General features: G+C 62.4%; 12 protein-coding genes. 10 read left to right on the top strand and 2 right to left on the bottom strand.

Going from position 1 to position 16,474, the window contains the following annotated elements; genetic code table 11:
* The first annotated feature begins 105 nt into the window (after positions 1-105).
* The 5 genes from ACEN83_RS30130 to ACEN83_RS30110 all read left to right on the top strand — a co-directional run bounded on the left by ACEN83_RS30130 (position 106) and on the right by ACEN83_RS30110 (position 7,390).
* Positions 106-1,008 carry a LysR family transcriptional regulator gene (locus ACEN83_RS30130; RefSeq protein WP_495579127.1) on the top strand — a complete coding sequence of 301 codons (903 nt, stop codon included), beginning with the start codon at positions 106-108 and terminating at the stop codon, positions 1,006-1,008.
* Between the two features lie 126 nt (positions 1,009-1,134).
* Positions 1,135-1,761, top strand: coding sequence for a glutathione S-transferase family protein (locus ACEN83_RS30125; protein WP_495579126.1), 627 nt, complete (start codon positions 1,135-1,137; stop codon positions 1,759-1,761).
* Positions 1,762-1,824: 63 nt separating this feature from the next.
* On the top strand, positions 1,825-3,855 hold the full coding sequence (locus tag ACEN83_RS30120; RefSeq protein WP_495579125.1) for a pyridoxamine 5'-phosphate oxidase family protein: 2,031 nt from the start codon (positions 1,825-1,827) through the stop codon (positions 3,853-3,855).
* A 237-nt stretch (positions 3,856-4,092) separates the two neighbouring features.
* On the top strand, positions 4,093-5,286 hold the full coding sequence (locus ACEN83_RS30115) for a DUF3142 domain-containing protein (RefSeq protein WP_495579124.1): 1,194 nt from the start codon (positions 4,093-4,095) through the stop codon (positions 5,284-5,286).
* Complete coding sequence (locus tag ACEN83_RS30110) at positions 5,273-7,390, top strand: hypothetical protein (RefSeq protein WP_495579123.1); 2,118 nt, start codon at positions 5,273-5,275, stop codon at positions 7,388-7,390. Before ACEN83_RS30115 ends, ACEN83_RS30110 begins: the two co-directional genes overlap by 14 nt.
* A 3-nt stretch (positions 7,391-7,393) precedes the next feature.
* Here ACEN83_RS30110 and ACEN83_RS30105 read toward each other — a convergent pair whose 3' ends face one another.
* Positions 7,394-8,023, bottom strand: coding sequence for a LysE family translocator (locus ACEN83_RS30105; RefSeq protein WP_495579122.1), 630 nt, complete (start codon positions 8,021-8,023; stop codon positions 7,394-7,396).
* A 146-nt stretch (positions 8,024-8,169) separates the two neighbouring features.
* On the opposite strand from ACEN83_RS30105, the gene ACEN83_RS30100 reads away from it, so the two are divergent.
* Entirely contained in the window at positions 8,170-8,643 is a 474-nt protein-coding gene (locus tag ACEN83_RS30100; protein ID WP_116579817.1) for an Lrp/AsnC family transcriptional regulator, read from the top strand.
* Positions 8,644-8,754: 111 nt separating this feature from the next.
* Here the strand turns inward: ACEN83_RS30100 and lpdA are convergent, their stop codons facing one another.
* Positions 8,755-10,155: a dihydrolipoyl dehydrogenase gene (gene lpdA / locus ACEN83_RS30095; protein ID WP_495579121.1), complete on the bottom strand. Its 1,401-nt coding sequence runs from the start codon at positions 10,153-10,155 to the stop codon at positions 8,755-8,757.
* Positions 10,156-10,364: 209 nt separating this feature from the next.
* Here lpdA and hflK (ACEN83_RS30090) point away from each other — a divergent pair, with 209 nt between their 5' ends.
* The 4 genes from hflK (ACEN83_RS30090) to ACEN83_RS30075 are packed head-to-tail and all read left to right on the top strand — an operon-like array spanning position 10,365 to position 16,325.
* Positions 10,365-12,323, top strand: coding sequence for a protease modulator HflK (hflK, locus tag ACEN83_RS30090; protein ID WP_495579120.1), 1,959 nt, complete (start codon positions 10,365-10,367; stop codon positions 12,321-12,323).
* Positions 12,320-13,363 (top strand): protease modulator HflC, encoded by a 1,044-nt coding sequence (hflC, locus tag ACEN83_RS30085; RefSeq protein ID WP_495579119.1) that lies wholly within the window; start codon positions 12,320-12,322, stop codon positions 13,361-13,363. The genes hflK (ACEN83_RS30090) and hflC overlap by 4 nt, the downstream gene beginning before the upstream one ends.
* The gene (hflK, locus tag ACEN83_RS30080) at positions 13,360-14,418 is read left to right on the top strand and encodes a protease modulator HflK (RefSeq protein ID WP_495579118.1); all 1,059 of its coding nucleotides are present in this window, start codon (positions 13,360-13,362) and stop codon (positions 14,416-14,418) included. Before hflC ends, hflK (ACEN83_RS30080) begins: the two co-directional genes overlap by 4 nt.
* Positions 14,415-16,325 carry a cation-translocating P-type ATPase gene (locus ACEN83_RS30075; protein WP_495579117.1) on the top strand — a complete coding sequence of 637 codons (1,911 nt, stop codon included), beginning with the start codon at positions 14,415-14,417 and terminating at the stop codon, positions 16,323-16,325. The genes hflK (ACEN83_RS30080) and ACEN83_RS30075 overlap by 4 nt, the downstream gene beginning before the upstream one ends.
* Positions 16,326-16,474 lie beyond the last annotated feature (149 nt).

The raw sequence follows: 16,474 nt of genomic DNA, 5'->3' as shown, positions 1-16,474 counted from the left end.
CGTTGATTTAGTTGATGGTCGGGTGCCCAACTATGTTGTTGGGCGCTCGCGTTTAACATCCCGGTCTTCGGTTGCGATTTATTTATTTGAAATGAGGACATGCCCATGGACCGCTTCCAGGAAATGCAGGTCTTCGCTGCCGTCGCCCAGGAACAGGGTTTTTCGGCGGCGGCGCGGCGTTTGGGTCTGTCGGCGGCCAGTGTCACCCGAGCGGTGGCGGCGCTGGAGCAACGGATTGGCACGCAATTGCTCACGCGTACGACGCGCAGCGTGTATTTGAGTGAGGCCGGTCAGCGATATCTGGAGGACTGTCGGAGAATTCTCGCCGAGGTGCAGGAAGCCGAGGACTCGGCAGCAGGCAGCCATATCCATCCTCGTGGGCAACTGACCATCACCGCACCGGTGTTGTTTGGCGAGCTGTTTGTCACGCCGCTGATGGTGAGCTACCTGACGCAATACCCCGAGGTCTCTATCAACGCGCTGCTGGTGGACCGGGTGGTGAGCGTGGTCGAGGAGGGCGTCGATGTGGCCATCCGTATCGGCGAGCTGCCTGACAGCAATCAGCATGCAATCCGCGTGGGTGAGGTTCGGCGGGTGATCTGCGCCTCGCCTCAGTTTCTGGCCAGCCATGGTCGGCCCAGGCATCCACAGGAACTGGCTCAGGCACCGATCATTGCGACATCGGCCATTGGCCAACTCAGGAGTTGGCCATTTATTGAAGACGGCGAAACCCTGAGTGTGCGGGCTGAACCGCGACTGGTGGTGACAGCGAATCAGGCGGCCATCACGGCAGCCAGTCTGGGGTTGGGGTTCACGCGGGTGCTGTCTTATCAAGTGGCGAGCAAGGTGGCCGCCGGTGAGCTGGAGATTGTTCTGGCTGACTTCGAACTGCCGCCATTGCCCATCCACGTGCTCTATCAGGGCGGGCGCAAAGCCCCTGCCCGGGTGCGCAGTTTTGTGGATTTCGCGGTGAAGACGCTGCGCGAGCACCCGGCGCTCGAGCGTTGAATTGTTTCATACAGTGAAATAATGGATTGCGTTTGCTGGTGATTCTGTTGTTTTGCTTGGGAGTAGAAGATACGACCCACCGGCGCTGGTCTTCCTGAGCAGCACCACTGACCCGAGGTGTCGACCATGCAAGCGATCAAACTCTACAACTTCCCACGTTCCGGCCACGCGCATCGTGTCGAGTTGATGCTGTCCCTGCTGAAATTGCCGACCGAATTGATCTTCGTTGACCTCGCCAAGGGCGAACACAAGCAACCGGCGTTCCTGGCGCTCAATGCATTCGGTCAGGTGCCGGTGATTGATGACGAGGGTGTGGTATTGGCCGACTCCAACGCGATTCTGGTGTATCTAGCGCAAAAGTACGGCAACGGCCGTTGGCTGCCGGCTGATCCGGAGGGGGCGGCCAACGTCCAGCGCTGGTTGTCGGTGGCCGCCGGCCCGATTGCCTTCGGTCCGGCCCGGGCCAGGTTGATCACTGTATTTGGTGCACCTTACAACGCTGAAGAAGTGATTGCCTACGCGCATACCGTGCTCAAGGTGATCGATCACGAACTGGCCGATACAGCGTATCTGGTCGGCACTGAGCCGACGATTGCCGACGTCGCCGCCTACAGCTACATCGCCCATGCGCCGGAGGGCAATGTGTCGCTGGATGAGTACCGCAATATTCGCGCGTGGCTGGCCCGTATCGAAGCCTTGCCAGGTTTTGTCGGCATGCCGCGCACCGTCGCCGGCCTGCAAAAAACTGCCTGATGCTCGCGGCCCGGTGTTGCCGGGCCGCCCCGATCTGCGCCAGTGGCGCAAGGGAGAAGCCGTATGGACCGTTCACCCTGGCATGCCGGCGAGAAACAATTGCAGGCGCATGTAGGCGTTGCCGAACGAATGGAGATTTTCGGTCGTAAGGTGATTCGCAGCGAGATGCCGGACCAGCACCGCACCTTCTATCAGCAGTTGCCGTTCATGCTGTACGGAGCGGTAGATGCCGACGGTCATCCCTGGGCCAGCATCCTAGAAGGCCAGCCCGGATTCGCACACTCGCCAGCACCTGGCTTGTTGCAGTTCAGCAGCCTGCCTGCCTTTGATGATCCCGCGCAGTTGAGTGACGGCACGGCCATCGGCTTGTTGGGTATCGAGTTGCATACCCGCCGGCGCAACCGCATCAATGGACATGTGCGTGCCATGACGACCGGCGGTTTCGCGGTGACGGTGGATCAGTCCTTCGGCAATTGCCCGCAGTACATTCAGTTGCGCCAGTTTCGTTCGGTGCCGCTGGCCGACCCTGCGACGCGCGTCGCGCAACACTTCAACGGACTGGATGACGCAGCCAAGGCCATGATCGCCGAGGCGGACACGTTCTTCGTTGCCAGTTATGTGGAGGTCGACGGCGAGCGCTCGGTGGATGTATCGCACCGTGGCGGTCAGACCGGTTTCGTACGCGTGGAAGGCAATCGCCTGACCATTCCGGACTTCGCCGGCAACCTGCATTTCAACACCTTGGGCAACCTGCTGCTCAATCCCCGGGCCGGGTTGTTGTTCATCGATTTCAATACCGGTGACTTGCTGCAGCTCAGCGGGCGCACCGAAATCATTCTCGATGGCCCGCAGGTCGAAGCGTTCCAGGGAGCCGAGCGCCTGTGGACAATCGATGTCGAACACGTCGTACGTCGCCCGGCTGCCCTGGCATTGCGCTGGCGCTTCGACGGCGTATCACCCACCAGTTTGCTCACCGGCACCTGGGAGCAGGCCGCGGCGCGTTTGCAGGCCAAAGCCCTGGGCGATCAATGGCGGCCGTTGCGGGTGACGCGCATTGAAGCGCAAAGCCACAGCATTCGCTCGATTTATCTGGAGCCCGCCGACGGAGCCGGATTACCGCTTTTCCAGGCCGGGCAGCATTTGCCCCTGCGCTTCAACATTGACGGTGAAGTGCACATCCGCACGTACAGTTTATCGAGCGCACCGTCCGATGATTTTTTCCGCATCAGTGTGAAGCGTGACGGGCGGGTCTCTACCCATTTGCATGAGCGGATTCGGGTCGGCGACCTGTTGGAGGCGCGGGCGCCGCAAGGGCATTTCACCGTGGCGCCCCATGAGCGTCGGCCATTGGTGTTGCTGGCGGCCGGGGTGGGCATCACGCCGCTGCTGTCGATGCTGCGCGAGGTGGTTTACCAGGGATTGCGCACCCGGCGTATCCGCCCGACGTGGTTTATCCAGAGCTCGCGCACGCTGGCCGACCAGCCGTTTCGCGGCGAACTGGATCGCTTGCTCGAAGACGCCGGTGACGCGGTGCGGGTGGTGCGTCTGCTGAGCCAGCCGGAAGCCGAGGCGGTGCAAGGCTCGGACTTCGACCGCAGTGGGCGGATCGATGTCGCGCTGCTCAAGGAGCTTCTGACCGTCGAGGACTACGATCAGCCGGACTTTGTCGTCTGTGGCCCCGGAAGTTTTACCCAGGCGCTGTACGACGGCTTGCGCGAGCTGGACATTCGCGACTCGCGGATTCACGCCGAAACCTTCGGCCCGTCCACCTTGCGCCGGCGTCCGGACCCCGATGCGGTGGTCATCGAGCAACCACCGGCCGCCACCACGTCGGTGCCCGTGGTGTTCCAGCGCTCGGCCAAGGAAGCGCGCTGGCAACCGGAGGGCGGCAGTTTGCTGGAGTTGGCGGAAAGCCGTGGCCTGCGCCCGGAATTCAGCTGTCGCGGCGGCTCCTGCGGCACTTGCAAGACGCGCCTGGTCAGCGGTCAGGTGCATTACCCGCTGCCACCGGCGGAGGTGCCGGATGACGGACAGGTGCTGATTTGCTGTGCGATTCCGGCGCAGGGAACGCAACCGTTGGTGCTCGATATCTGAAGGAAGATTACCCGTGAACATTGCCCGCCGGTCGATGGCTGGGTAGGGTAGGGGCAGAACGAAAAAGGGCCGCAGAGGCTAAGGCCATTCGGTCAAGCCCCTGACCTTGTGGGAGCGGGCTTGCTCGCGAAGGCGTCGCGTCAGTCAACATCAACGTTGCTGACACACCGCCTTCGCGAGCAAGCCCGCTCCCACAAGGTTTGCGGCCCTTTCTGCATTTCAGGAACAGGCGTTTCAATGGTTTTTTTCACTCGCTCGATCGCCTTGCTGCTGGCGCTGGTGCTGACCGCCGGATGCGAAAGGCACGACGCACCGCCGCTGGATCAGCAACTCTACGTCTGGCAGCGGCAATGGACGCCGGCCCACGACGCCGCGCTCAGGGACAGCCGTGCCGACTTTTCAACGTTACGGGTGCTGGCCTTGCAGGCCTTCCCCAATGCCGGCTGGAGCCGTGCCCGCATCGACCCGGTATTGCTCAGGCGCGATGGTCGGCCGGTGATTGCGGTGGTGCGCCTGGATGGGCAGCTCAAGGCACTCGATCAGGAAGAGGTTACCGCGCAGATCCGCCAGGTGATCAGCGATTGGCAGGGGCAAGGGTTGAACCTCGCCGGCGTGGAAATCGACCACGATGCCGGCAATGCCCGGCTACCTTCGTACCGCGAATTTCTCGCGCATCTGCGTGAAGCATTGCCGACTTCGCTGCCGCTGAGCATCACGGCGCTGCCGTCCTGGCTCGACAGTCGCGAACTGCCGGCATTGTTATCCACAGTCGACAGCAGCGTGTTGCAGGTGCACGCGGTGAGCGATCCGCGTCGTGGCTTGTTTGATGCCGATCAGGCCCGGCAATGGGCGAAGGCCTGGAGCCGCGTCACGACAAAACCGTTCTATCTGGCGCTGCCGGCTTATGGCGTGGCGTTGCTGCCGTCGGCGGAGGGCGCACCGGTTGTGGAAAGCGAAGTGACGCTGGAGCGCGAAGGCCTGCGCCGGGAATTACTCGCCGATCCGCAGTCACTGCGCACCCTCGGCACCGAACTGCGTGATCCACCCGAGCATCTGGCGGGCCTGATCTGGTTTCGCCTGCCATTGGCCAACGACCGCCGGGCCTGGAGCCTGACCACCTTGCGCGCCGTGGCGCGTGCTGATGTCCTCGACAGTCAGTTGACGCTGCAACTCTCGGCCGACAATGGGCTCTATGACATCGGCATCAGCAACCAGGGCAACCTCGACAGCGCCTGGCCCGAACGCCTGACACTCGCCGTCAGCGGCTGTGACGGGGCGGATGCCTTGGCCGGTTACGCGTTGCAACAGCGACCGGATCTGCTTACCTTCACCCGCCTGCGCGATGGCCGGATTCCGGCCGGCGGACAGCGTGCCATCGGTTGGGCTCGCTGCGCACACATTGATCAAGGAGGTTCGAATGTTCACCCGTAACTGGCCGCGTCATTTGCTTTGCCTGAGCCTCAGCCTGCCGCTGGGCTCGGCGCTGGCCTGCGGCCCGGACTTCCCCATGCGCCTGCTGGATAACCGTGGCCAGTCGCTGGCGGAACTGCCCGAAGGCAACTTCAGCTTTGAAATCAGCCGCCTCGGCCACGCCATCAACGGCTTGAAGAACGTCACTGCTGGCGCCGACTACAGCGATCAAGCTGACGCGGTAGCGCTACGGGATCAGGCCGAGCAGGCGGGACTTTCCGCAGAGCAACAAGTACAGGTGAAACACCTGCGCGGCCTGACGGATGCCCATCAGGTTGAAACCGAAGGCGCGCAACTGCCGCCCGAGCTCAGGTGGTACCTGGCGGGCGCCGTGGCATTTGGCGCGGGTGATAATGCCTTGGCCGCCGGGTATTTCAAGAAAGTGCTGGCCTTGCCCGCCGAGCAACGGGCTTCGCGCAGCACCTGGGCGGCTTACTCGCTGGGGCGCGCGTTGTTCGCCATGAGTGCCGAAGCCGGTGCGGCACCGGATCTGCTCGAACAATCGGCAAAGGCCTTCGAGCAAACCCGGCAACTGAGCATCGACGGCTTCAGCGATCCGCTGGAACTGGGTGTCGCCAGCCTCGGCGAAGAAGCCCGGGTCGCGCGCACTGCCGGCGACTGGAACCGAGCCATCGAGCTGTACGCCACGCAGAATCTGCACGGCTCCGCGGTGGGCTATTCCTCGTTGAAGCTGTTGATGGCGGACCTGATGACGCTGCCGGAGGATCAAGTGGCCGAGTTGCTCAAGGGCCAGCCCGTGCAGCAGTTGGTGACGGCGTCCTTGATCAGCCGCTTGGGCTGGTCGTTTGGCGAGCAACCACCGAACGAACAGAAAATGATCAAGCTGTTGCAAAACAGCACGCGCGGCAGTCTCGAAAACGCCGACCGCCTGGCGGCGATGAATTATCAACAGGGCGATTACGCCAGCGCCAAGGCGTTCCTCGAGCATGCCGGCGATGGCGGGTTGGCCTGGTGGCTGCGGGCAAAACTGGCGGTGCGCGACGGCGATAAAAACGCAGCCGCCGCAGCCTATGCCAAAGCGGCCCAGGCCTTTCCGCAGAATGAGTCCTGGGGCGAGCGGCGGACCCCGGACTACGATTACGAAACGCTCCAGCCCAAATGCCGGGTCGAGGGTGAAAGTGCGATCCTCGCTCTGCAGCGCGGGGATTACCTGCAAGCCTTCGATCAGCTATATCGCAGCCAAAGCATTTACTGGTTCGACGCCGCCACCGTTGCCGAACGCGTGTTGACCCTCGAAGAACTCAAGCACTACGTCGACACGCAAGTGCCGGCCCCGCCACCGCTCAGCCAACAGGAACGTGATAACTACGTGCCCTTGCCGGTAGCGGCGAGCCTGCGCAATCTGCTGGGGCGGCGTTTGTTGCGCGAAGGCCATTACGAGCAAGCGCTGGCGTACTTCGATAATGACGGCTTGCGGCACAAGGCCAGGTTGTACGGCGAGCAACGCCAGGCGGCAGATTCAGCCTGGTGGCCGACCCGTCGGGCCGCTGCATTGTTCAATGCCGCCTGGACGGCGCGTGAGTGGGGCATGGATATTCTGGGCTACGAAATGGCGCCGGATTACGCCACGTTCGGCGGCAATTACATCCTTGAAAACGCCGAACTCAAGGTCGGTCCATTGATGGCCGAGGACGAAGTGAAACGTCAGCAGGCCAGCGCCGCCCAGCCCGATCAGCGTTATCACTATCGCTTCGTGGCCACGGCGCTGGCGAGCAGGGCGGCGGATAACTTGCCTCACACCAGTCAGGCGTTTGCGGCGGTGCTGTGCGAGGCCTCGGGGTGGAACAGCAGCCTTGAGGAGCAACGTGCGATTTATCAGCGTTACGTCAAAGAAGGGCCTTACGTGGAATGGGCCGCCGACTTCGGCCACCAGTGTCCGTACCCCGACTTCGAGAACGCCGACAAGCGCTACGTGACTCAAGTCACCGACGCGGCGCGTTCGGCCTTGCACCCGTACAAGACGCCGTTGCAGGTCGGTAGCGTACTGGCGTTAGCGGCAGCCGCGCTGTGGCTGTTCAAGCGTCGCCGCCGCAAGGCGCCGTGAGGTTCAAGCCTGTTGCACAAAGGTCAGCCGCACGGCGAAACCGATCAACAGGCTGCCGAACAACCATTGTTGCAGGCGCTGGGCTGAAGGGCTGCGTTGCAGCCAACGGCCGAGTGCCGCGCCGATCAGGGCGTAAGCGCTGTCGAACAGCAGACCGACACCGACCAGCACCACGCCCAGGGTCGCAAACTGTCCGAGCACCGGCCCGGCTTGTGGGTTGATGAATTGCGGCAGCAGCACCGAGCAGAACAACAATGCCTTGGGGTTGAGCAGGTTGGTCAGCAATCCGCGCCGTATGGATATGCTCCAGCGCGGTTTTTCGCCGGTTTTGTCGGCGCTGCCGAGGCTAGGCAGCATCGTCGTCCGCAGGCACTGAATGCCGATCCACAACAGGTACGCGGCGCCGGCCAGGCGCACCACATCGAAGGTCCAGGGTGCCGCCCTGAACAGCGCCGCCAGCCCCAGCGCCGCCAATCCCACATGACAACCCCGGGCGATGCCCAACCCCACGGCGGTGGCCAGCGCGGCGCCTTTGCCCTGGCGGGCACCCGTCTGCAACAGCAAGATCATGTCAGGCCCCGGCAACAGATAGACCACCGCCAGCGCCATGAAAAACATCCAGAGTCCGTCCACGTTGCACCCCCATTCGTTGTCGATTCGGTAGTGCCAGTCTAGGGCCGGAGGGCAGGGCAGGTGCTTGCGTTGTCAGCTTCTATCGGCGGCTGTATTGGCATAATCTGCCACTTTCTTTCGCATGTACCATCGGAATCTGCCAAGCCATGAAACTCGACGCCTACGACCGCAAGATTCTCGCCGCACTGCAACGGGACGGCCGCCTGAGCAATGTGCAACTGGCAGACGAGATCGGCCTGTCGGCATCGCCGTGCTTGCGCCGGGTTCGGATGCTTGAAGAGGCGGGGGTGATTCGCGGCTATCAGGCCAATCTGGATCGCGACGAAGTGGGGTTGGGGCTGACGGTGTTTGTCGGGGTCAAGGTCGAGCGCCATAACGACGAACAGGCCGAAGCCTTTCGCCTGGCGGTGACGGCATTGCCCGAGGTGATTTCGGCGTTCCTGGTATCAGGGGAGTCGGATTTTCTGCTGCAGGTGGTGGTGCCGGACTTGCGTGCCTATGACCGGTTTCTCACCGGGCGTTTGCTGAAGCTGCCGGGGGTGAGCGACATCCGCAGCAATTTTGCGATTCATACGGTGAAGTCGCCGGGGGCGTTGCCGCTGGAGCATTTGCCGCTCTAAACCGAGTCGCCTGATTCGCGAGCAAGCCCGCTCCCACAGGGGGTGCGCTGTACCTGTGGGAGCGGGCTTGCTCGCGAAGGCGATAGATCAGTCACTGCAACGCTTCAAGTCTTACATCTGAGTCGCCATCCCCTCCACATTCATCGCCGCCTGGCGCAACGCCTCGGAGCGGGTCGGGTGTGGGTGGCAGGTCAGGGCGATGTCTTCGGCCGAGGCGCTGAATTCCATGGCCACGCAATACTCGCCGATCATTTCACTGACGCTCGGGCCGACCAGATGCACGCCGAGGATTTCGTCCGTGCGCTCATCGGCCAGCACTTTGGCGAAGCCTTCGGTTTCATGGTTGATCTTCGCCCGGCTGTTGGCGGTGAACGGAAATTTGCCCACCTTGTACGCCCTGCCTTCAGCCTTGAGCTGCTCCTCGGTCTTGCCAACGCTGGCCAGCTCCGGCTTGGTGTAGACCACGCTGGGAATCAGGTTGTAGTTGACCTCGCCAGCCTTGCCGACCATCTGTTCGACGCAGGCCATGGCTTCGTCCTCGGCCTTGTGCGCGAGCATGGGGCCGGAGGTCACGTCACCAATCACCCAGACCCCCGCGGCTTCGGTACGATGTCCCTTGTTGGCGAGCATGCCGCGCTTGTCCGTGGCGAGGCCGACGTTCTCCAGGCCCAGGCCCTGTGTATAAGGTCGGCGCCCGATGGCCACCAATACATAATCCGCTTCCAGCAACTCGGCAGTGCCGCCTGCGGCAGGCTCGATGCTGAGCTGTACACCGGTGGCGGAGGAGGTGGCGCTGGTCACTTTCGAACTCAATTTGAAGCTCAAGCCTTGCTTGCTCAGGGAGCGTTGCAGGGTTTTGCCGGCTTCGATGTCCACGCCGGGGCAGATCCGGTCAAGGAACTCGACCACCGTCACCTGCGCCCCCAGGCGCCGCCATACCGAACCCAGCTCAAGGCCGATCACGCCGGCGCCGATCACCACCAGATGCCTGGGCACCTCGGTCAGCGCCAGGGCGCCGGTGGAGTCGAGGATGCGCTTGTTATCGATGTCCACGCCGGGCAGGGGAGTGGGCTCGGAACCGGTGGCGATGATGATGTCCCTGGCACTCAGTTCGGTCTTGCCGCCGGCGCTGTCGGTCACCGTGACTTTGCCCGGGCCGTCTATGTGGCCCCAGCCCTTGATCCAGTCGACTTTATTCTTGCGGAAAAGAAACTCGATGCCCTTGGTCAGTCCGGTAACGCTTTCATCCTTTTGCTTCATCATCTGGGCGAGGTTGAGGCTGGGCTTGACGTCGATCCCCAGGTTGGCGAATTCCGCGCCCATGGCCGCGTCGTACAGTTCGGAGGCATGCAGCAATGCCTTGGATGGCATGCAGCCGACATTCAGGCAGGTGCCGCCGAGTGTGGCGCGCCCTTCCACGCAGGCCGCCTTCAGACCCAGTTGTCCGGCGCGGATCGCCGCGTTGTAACCGCCGGGGCCACCGCCGAGTATCACGACGTCATAAGTGCTCATGAATGTACTCCTGGATCGAAAGGGGATGGGTAAAAGTAGTTCCTGAATAATATTACAGGCGTAATATATGGGCGCCACAACCTTTCGGTCAAGGCTTCAGGTTAGCGACAGGTTGGGCATCTTTAGATAGCGCGCTTGAATACGGAAATTTCACTATTTCCGTTATATCGTAACGAATTGTCCGGTAAGCGAAGACGCTCTGGGGTGGTATGCAAGTCGATCTCGATGTTGATGAAACGCCGCTGGCCGGATTGCCGCGCTTTCAGCAGGCGTTCATTCAAGGGCGGCGTTTGCGCCAGTTCGCCATGGGTGCGGGCGTACTCGCCACCGTGGGTGCGTTGCTGGCGTTTTTTGCCGCGCTGTTCGCCTCGAAAACGTTGTGGCCAGCGTTGTTGCTGAATCTGAGTACAGCGTTTGTGGTGCTGATGGCGGGCTTGCAATCGGCCTGGTGGGTCGCCCAATGGCGTGCCCGCGCCATGAATCCCGTGGCGCCGGTGGTCGTTGTCGACGAATCTGCCGAGCCTTTGGGCTGGTATGAACGTTTGCTGGAGCGGATCAGTCGGCAATCGCACAAGCTGCTCGGGCAAATTGGCGCCCCGACGCTGTGGCTTGGCGGTTGGGTATTGTTGGCAGTAATGGGCGTCGAACAGGCCTGGGACCTTTCGTTGCCCCCGGCAGCACTGGGGCTGGCGGCCACTGTCGGGGCGGCATGCTCATTGCTATTGGCCTTCGGCCTGTTGGTGATGGAGCGTCATCTGGCGCAGGAAAACACCGCGCAATGGCCTGAGGCCGCCGCGTTGGCGCAATTGACCCGTGTGCCGATCATCAGCCTGCTACTCGCTGCGTTTTCTCTGTTGTTTGCCGATGAATCCTCGATATGGCCCGTACGCCTGGCGGTGTTGTCCGGACTGTTGCCGGGGCTGGTGGCGGCAGAATTGTTGCTGCGTGCGGTGTTGTCATTATTCAGTCCGCGCCACGAACGCCTAGAACCGGAGCTGCTGGCGCGCAGCTTTGTCGCCGACATGCTGCGCTGGCCACCACAACCATTGCTGGCGTTGCAGCACGAATTACACAACCGCTTCGGTATAGATCTGCGGCAGATCTGGGCTTTTACTTACATGCGTCGGGCGTTACTGCCGGTTTTTGGGGTGGTTACGCTGGTTGGCTGGTCGCTGACGGGCATTCACGAAATTGCGCTGCAAGGGCGTGGCATCTATGAACGATTCGGCAAGCCGGTGGAGGTGTTTGGCCCCGGTTTGCATCTAGGCCTGCCTTGGCCATTGGGCCGGGTGTTGAGCGTCGAGAATGGCGTGGTTCATGAGTTGGCCACCAGTGTTGGCGAGACCACCAACCCTGCCCAGGCCGACCCTGCCGAAGGCCCGGCCCCGGCAATTGCCAATCGCCTGTGGGACGCCAGCCATGTGAACGACAAATCCCAGGTGATCGCCAGCAGTCGAGCCGACAGGCAGAGCTTTCAGATCGTCAACATGGATGTGCGCTTCGTCTATCGCATCGGTCTGAGCGATGAGGCGGCATTGGCCGCGACCTATAACAGTGCCGATGTGCCGATGTTGATTCGCAGCACGGCCAGCCGAATCCTGGTCCACGATTTTGCTTCGCGCACACTCGACGGTTTACTGGGTGAGGACAGGGTAGGGCTGGCGGAAGAAATCGGCCGTGCCGTCCAGGCGGACCTGAAAAAACTCGACAGCGGCGTGGAGATTCTCGCCACGGTGGTCGAGGCGATTCACCCGCCGGCCGGTGCCGCCAACGCCTATCACGGCGTGCAAGCGGCGCAGATTGGGGCGCAAGCCTTGATTGCCCGTGAACGCGGTGCCGCCGCCGAAGCCACTCACCAGGCGCAGTTGCAGGCCAGCATCGCCCGCGATCAGGCGACGGCCAGCGCCCGTGAAATCAATGCGGGCGCTCAGGCTGCGGACCTGAAATTCAACGCCGAGCAGAAAGCCTATGCCAGCGCTGGCCAGGCCTTTGTGCTGGAGCAGTATTTCAGTCAGTTGTCCCAGGGTTTGGCCAACGCCAGATTGCTGGTGCTCGATCATCGCCTGGGCGGCAGCAGCAATGCGCCGACCATCGACCTCCGTACTTTCACGCTGCCGGTAGACCCCGCGCCGTCGCGTAAAACCGCTCAGCCAGGAGCCGCCAATTGAGCCAGTCCCAGACGCACGATCACGATGACCATAGCGGCCACGATCACGGCCATGGCGGGCATCACCACCACGGCCATCACCATCATCACCACGGCGACCCGCAAGAGGCCGGTCCATTTCCGTGGCGCCGCATGGGCTGGGCGGCATTGCTGGTGGCGTTTGCCGTCGCCGCCGCGAGCCTGGTGCAGGTGCGTTCGGGGGAGGCCACGGTGATCACGCGCTTCGGCAACCCTTCACGGGTCTTGCTGGAGCCGGGGCTGGGCTGGCGCTGGCCGGCACCGTTCGAGGCGGCGATCCCGGTGGATCTGCGACTGCGCACCACGTCCAGCGGTTTGCAGGATGTCGGCACCCGGGACGGTTTGCGCATCATCGTCCAGGCCTATGTGGCGTGGCAGGTGCAGGGCGATCCGGACAATGTGCAACGTTTCATGCGGGCGGTGCAGAACCAGCCTGATGAGGCGGCGCGGCAGATTCGTACCTTTGTCGGCTCTGCACTGGAGACCACCGCCAGCAGTTTTGATCTGGCGAACCTGGTCAATACCGATGCCAGTCAGGTACGCATCGCCGATTTCGAAGCGCAACTGCGCAAGCAAATCGATCAGCAGTTGCTCACCACTTATGGCGTGCGCGTGTTGCAGGTCGGTATCGAACGACTGACGCTGCCTTCGGTAACGCTCACCGCGACCGTCGACCGGATGCGCGCCGAGCGTGAAACCATCGCCACTGAACGCACGGCCGTCGGCAAGCGTGAAGCCGCTCAAATTCGCTCCGCCGCTGAACGTGATGCGCGAATTGTGCAGGCTGATGCCACAGTGAAAGCGGCAGATATCGAAGCGCAATCGCGCGTCGAAGCGGCGCAGATTTATGGTCGCGCCTATGCGCAGTCGCCGCAGCTTTACAACTTGCTGCGCTCACTCGACACCCTGGGCACGGTGGTGACACCGGGGACCAAGCTGATTCTGCGCACCGACGCCGCACCGTTTCGGGTGTTGGTCGACGGTCCGCCGAGCCTCGACAACAAGTCCGGATCGCAGCCATGAGTTTGGTTCCACGTGGAACAAATGAGTTGAGCAGCCCCTGGATTCAGGCCGGGCGACTGGCGTTTATTGCCCTGTACGCGGTGACGGTATTGGCGGCTTTGGCCTGGGCGTTTTCCAATGTGCGGCAGATTGATCCACAAAATCGTGCCGTGGTTTTGCATTTCGGTGCGCTGGATCGGATTCAGAATGCCGGGCTGCTTCTGGCTTGGCCGCAACCCTTCGAGCAAGTGATTTTGTTGCCGGCGGCGGATCGGGTGATCGAGCGTCGAGTGGAAAGTCTGTTGCGCAGTGATGCCGCGACGCAGGCTGATCGTGTGGCCAGTTTTGCTACGCCCATCAGCGATGCCCTCGCAGGCTCCGGCTATCTGTTAACGGGTGACGCCGGCGTGGTGCAACTCGATGTGCGGGTTTTCTACAAGGTCACCGAGCCCTATGCGTTTGTGCTTCAGGGCGAACATGTGTTGCCGGCTCTGGATCGGCTGGTGACCCGCAGCGCACTGGCGCTCACGGCCGCACGGGATCTGGACACCATTCTGGTCGCTCGTCCGGAACTGATCGGTGCCGATAGCCAGGCGGCGGAACGACGCGAGCGCTTGCGCGGTGATCTGGTGCAGGGCATCAATCAACGGCTGGCCGAACTTGCTGCAACAGGGCAAGGCTTGGGGATCGAAGTGGCACGGGTCGATGTGCAATCGAGTTTGCCCAGTCCTGCGGTGAACGCTTTCAACGCGGTTCTGACCGCCAGCCAGCAAGCCGACAAGGCCGTTGCCAACGCGCGCACCGAAGCCGAGAAGCTGACGCAAGCCGCCAACGAGCAAGCCGACCGTACGCTGCAAGTGGCCCATGCCCAGGCGAGTGAGCGGCTGGCCAAAGCGTCTGCCGATACGGCTACCGTGTTGAGCCTGGCCAAGGCCCGGCAGCAAGGTGTCGACCCGCAGATGCTGTTGCGCATTTATCGCGAGCGCATGCCGAAAATTCTTGGCCAGGCCGGTTCAGTCACCACGGTCGATCCCAAAGACGATTCCCGCCTGATCATTCAGGGAGCTGCACAATGACCGCTCAAACCGCCGTCGCACCGAGCCTGTTGTCTTCGGCTGAACAACGCCGCGCCGCGCGCCAGTTGACCCTGGCCATGCTCGCATTGGGCCTGCTTGCGCTAGGCCTGATCTGGCGTTGGCTGGCGCCGGAGCAGACCGGTGTCAGTCAGTTGCTGCTGGGGTTTGCTTCGTTGCTGGTTGCTGTACCGGTCATGCGCTCGGCCTGGTACAGCCTGCGTTATCCAAGCCTGCACGGCATCACTGATCAATTGATTGCCCTGGCCATGCTGGGTGCCTGGGCTACCGGGGATCTGCTGACGGCGGCCCTGTTGCCGATCATCATGATCTTTGGCCACGTGCTGGAGGAGCGCAGCGTGATCGGTTCGCAGGAGGCGATTCACGCCCTCGGCAAACTGACCCGCAGCCATGCGCGAAAGATTCAGGCGGACGGCTCCATCATCGAAGTCGACAACGGCACGCTCAAGGCCGGCGATCGGGTCGAGGTGCGCGCCGGGGACCGGGTACCCGCGGATGGCCGGGTGTTGTCCGGCCAGGCCAGTCTGGACACCGCCTCCATTACCGGCGAATCGGTACCGATGGAGGCCGGTGTCGGCATGTCGGTGTTCGGTGGCGCGATCAACCTCGATGGTCTGTTGCGAATCGAAGTGACCCGCACCGGCCATGAGTCGACCCTCGGCAAAGTGATTGCCTTGATGCAAAACGCCGAGCGTTCGAAGCCGCCCATTACCCGCTTGCTCGAGCGCTATGCCGGCAGCTACATGGTGCTGGTGTTGCTGCTGGCGGCCGTAACCTGGTTCATCACCAACAACGCCCAGGCGATGCTCGCGGTGTTGGTGGCGGCTTGTCCTTGTGCGCTGGTGTTGTCGGCGCCGGCCACGGCGATTGCGGGTGTGGCGGTAGCGGCACGCCACGGGATTCTGATCCGCAGTTCTGCGTTCCTCGAAGAGTTGGCGGACCTCACCTCGCTGGTGGTCGACAAGACTGGGACGCTGACCTTCGGCACCTTGCGCCTGCAATCCATCGACAGCCCGCTGGAGGATCGCAGCCACGTCCTGACGCTGGCGGCGAGCCTCGGCTCGGCCAGCAGTCATCCGGTCAGCCGCGCCCTCGCGGGGTTGGTGGCCCAGGAAGATTTTCTGCTGCTGACCGACATTCATGAACGCCAGGGACTTGGTGTGGTGGCGATGACCGGGCAGGGCGAAGCGGCGCTCGGCCGGCCGGAGTTGTTCGCACAACTGGGCATAAGTACAACGGCGGTTCCCGATCACGATGGTCCGATTGCCGGGCTGGCGCTCAACGGGGATTTTCTTGCCTGGCTGTTGCTGGCCGACAGCGTAAAACCCGAGGCGCAGTTTGCCTTGGGTGAGTTGCGTGAACTGGGTCTGGGTCGCCAGTTGTTGCTCACCGGCGATCGACACAGCGTCGCACAGACGCTCGCCCGGGATGTCGGAATCAGTAACGTCGAAGCGCAAGTTCTGCCCGAAGACAAACTCAACCGCGTGCTCAAGGAAATCGACAGCGGCTTCCGGCCGATGGTGGTCGGCGATGGCATCAATGATTCACTGGCCCTCAAGGCGGGTGTGGTCGGTGTAGCCATGGGCGCGGGCGGTGCAGACATCGCCCTGGCATCGGCCGACATCGTGCTGATCGGCAGTGACCTGCGTCGCCTGGGCACCTGCGTGCGCCTGAGTCGCCAATGCCGCCAGACATTGCAGGTCAATGTGATCATCGGGCTGGGCTGGACCCTGGCCATTGTGGCCTTCGCTGCGTTCGGCTGGCTCGGCGCTGCCGGGGCGATGATTGCAGCGTTGTTGCATAACCTCAGCACCTTGCTGGTCCTGGGCAATGCCGGTCGATTGCTGCGATTTCAGGAGCCATTGCTCAAACTCAAGGACGAAGTCTGAAGGCGAATGCTCTAGACCGGGTGATTACGCGTCTTCAAATTTTTAGAACTGTCAGCGTGGTGTGTAGTCATTGGAAGTGAGGGCACATCATTTTTTTGCGTTCGCGGCGGCAGGTTCAGGCGTCGCGAATCATTGAAAACGGCTATTAA

This window comes from Pseudomonas sp. Pseusp49 (assembly GCF_059491875.1).
This window is presented reverse-complemented; position numbering and strand designations above follow the sequence as displayed.

Bases quoted from the DNA above. Each gene is read 5' to 3' on its own strand.
- ACEN83_RS30130 (WP_495579127.1), top strand. From the start codon at position 106: ATGGACCGCTTCCAGGAAATGCAGGTCTTCGCTGCCGTCGCCCAGGAA.
- ACEN83_RS30125 (WP_495579126.1), top strand. From the start codon at position 1,135: ATGCAAGCGATCAAACTCTACAACTTCCCACGTTCCGGCCACGCGCAT.
- ACEN83_RS30120 (WP_495579125.1), top strand. From the start codon at position 1,825: ATGGACCGTTCACCCTGGCATGCCGGCGAGAAACAATTGCAGGCGCAT.
- ACEN83_RS30115 (WP_495579124.1), top strand. From the start codon at position 4,093: ATGGTTTTTTTCACTCGCTCGATCGCCTTGCTGCTGGCGCTGGTGCTG.
- ACEN83_RS30110 (WP_495579123.1), top strand. From the start codon at position 5,273: ATGTTCACCCGTAACTGGCCGCGTCATTTGCTTTGCCTGAGCCTCAGC.
- ACEN83_RS30100 (WP_116579817.1), top strand. From the start codon at position 8,170: ATGAAACTCGACGCCTACGACCGCAAGATTCTCGCCGCACTGCAACGG.
- lpdA (WP_495579121.1), bottom strand. From the start codon at position 10,155: ATGAGCACTTATGACGTCGTGATACTCGGCGGTGGCCCCGGCGGTTAC.
- hflK (WP_495579120.1), top strand. From the start codon at position 10,365: ATGCAAGTCGATCTCGATGTTGATGAAACGCCGCTGGCCGGATTGCCG.
- hflK (WP_495579118.1), top strand. From the start codon at position 13,360: ATGAGTTTGGTTCCACGTGGAACAAATGAGTTGAGCAGCCCCTGGATT.
- ACEN83_RS30075 (WP_495579117.1), top strand. From the start codon at position 14,415: ATGACCGCTCAAACCGCCGTCGCACCGAGCCTGTTGTCTTCGGCTGAA.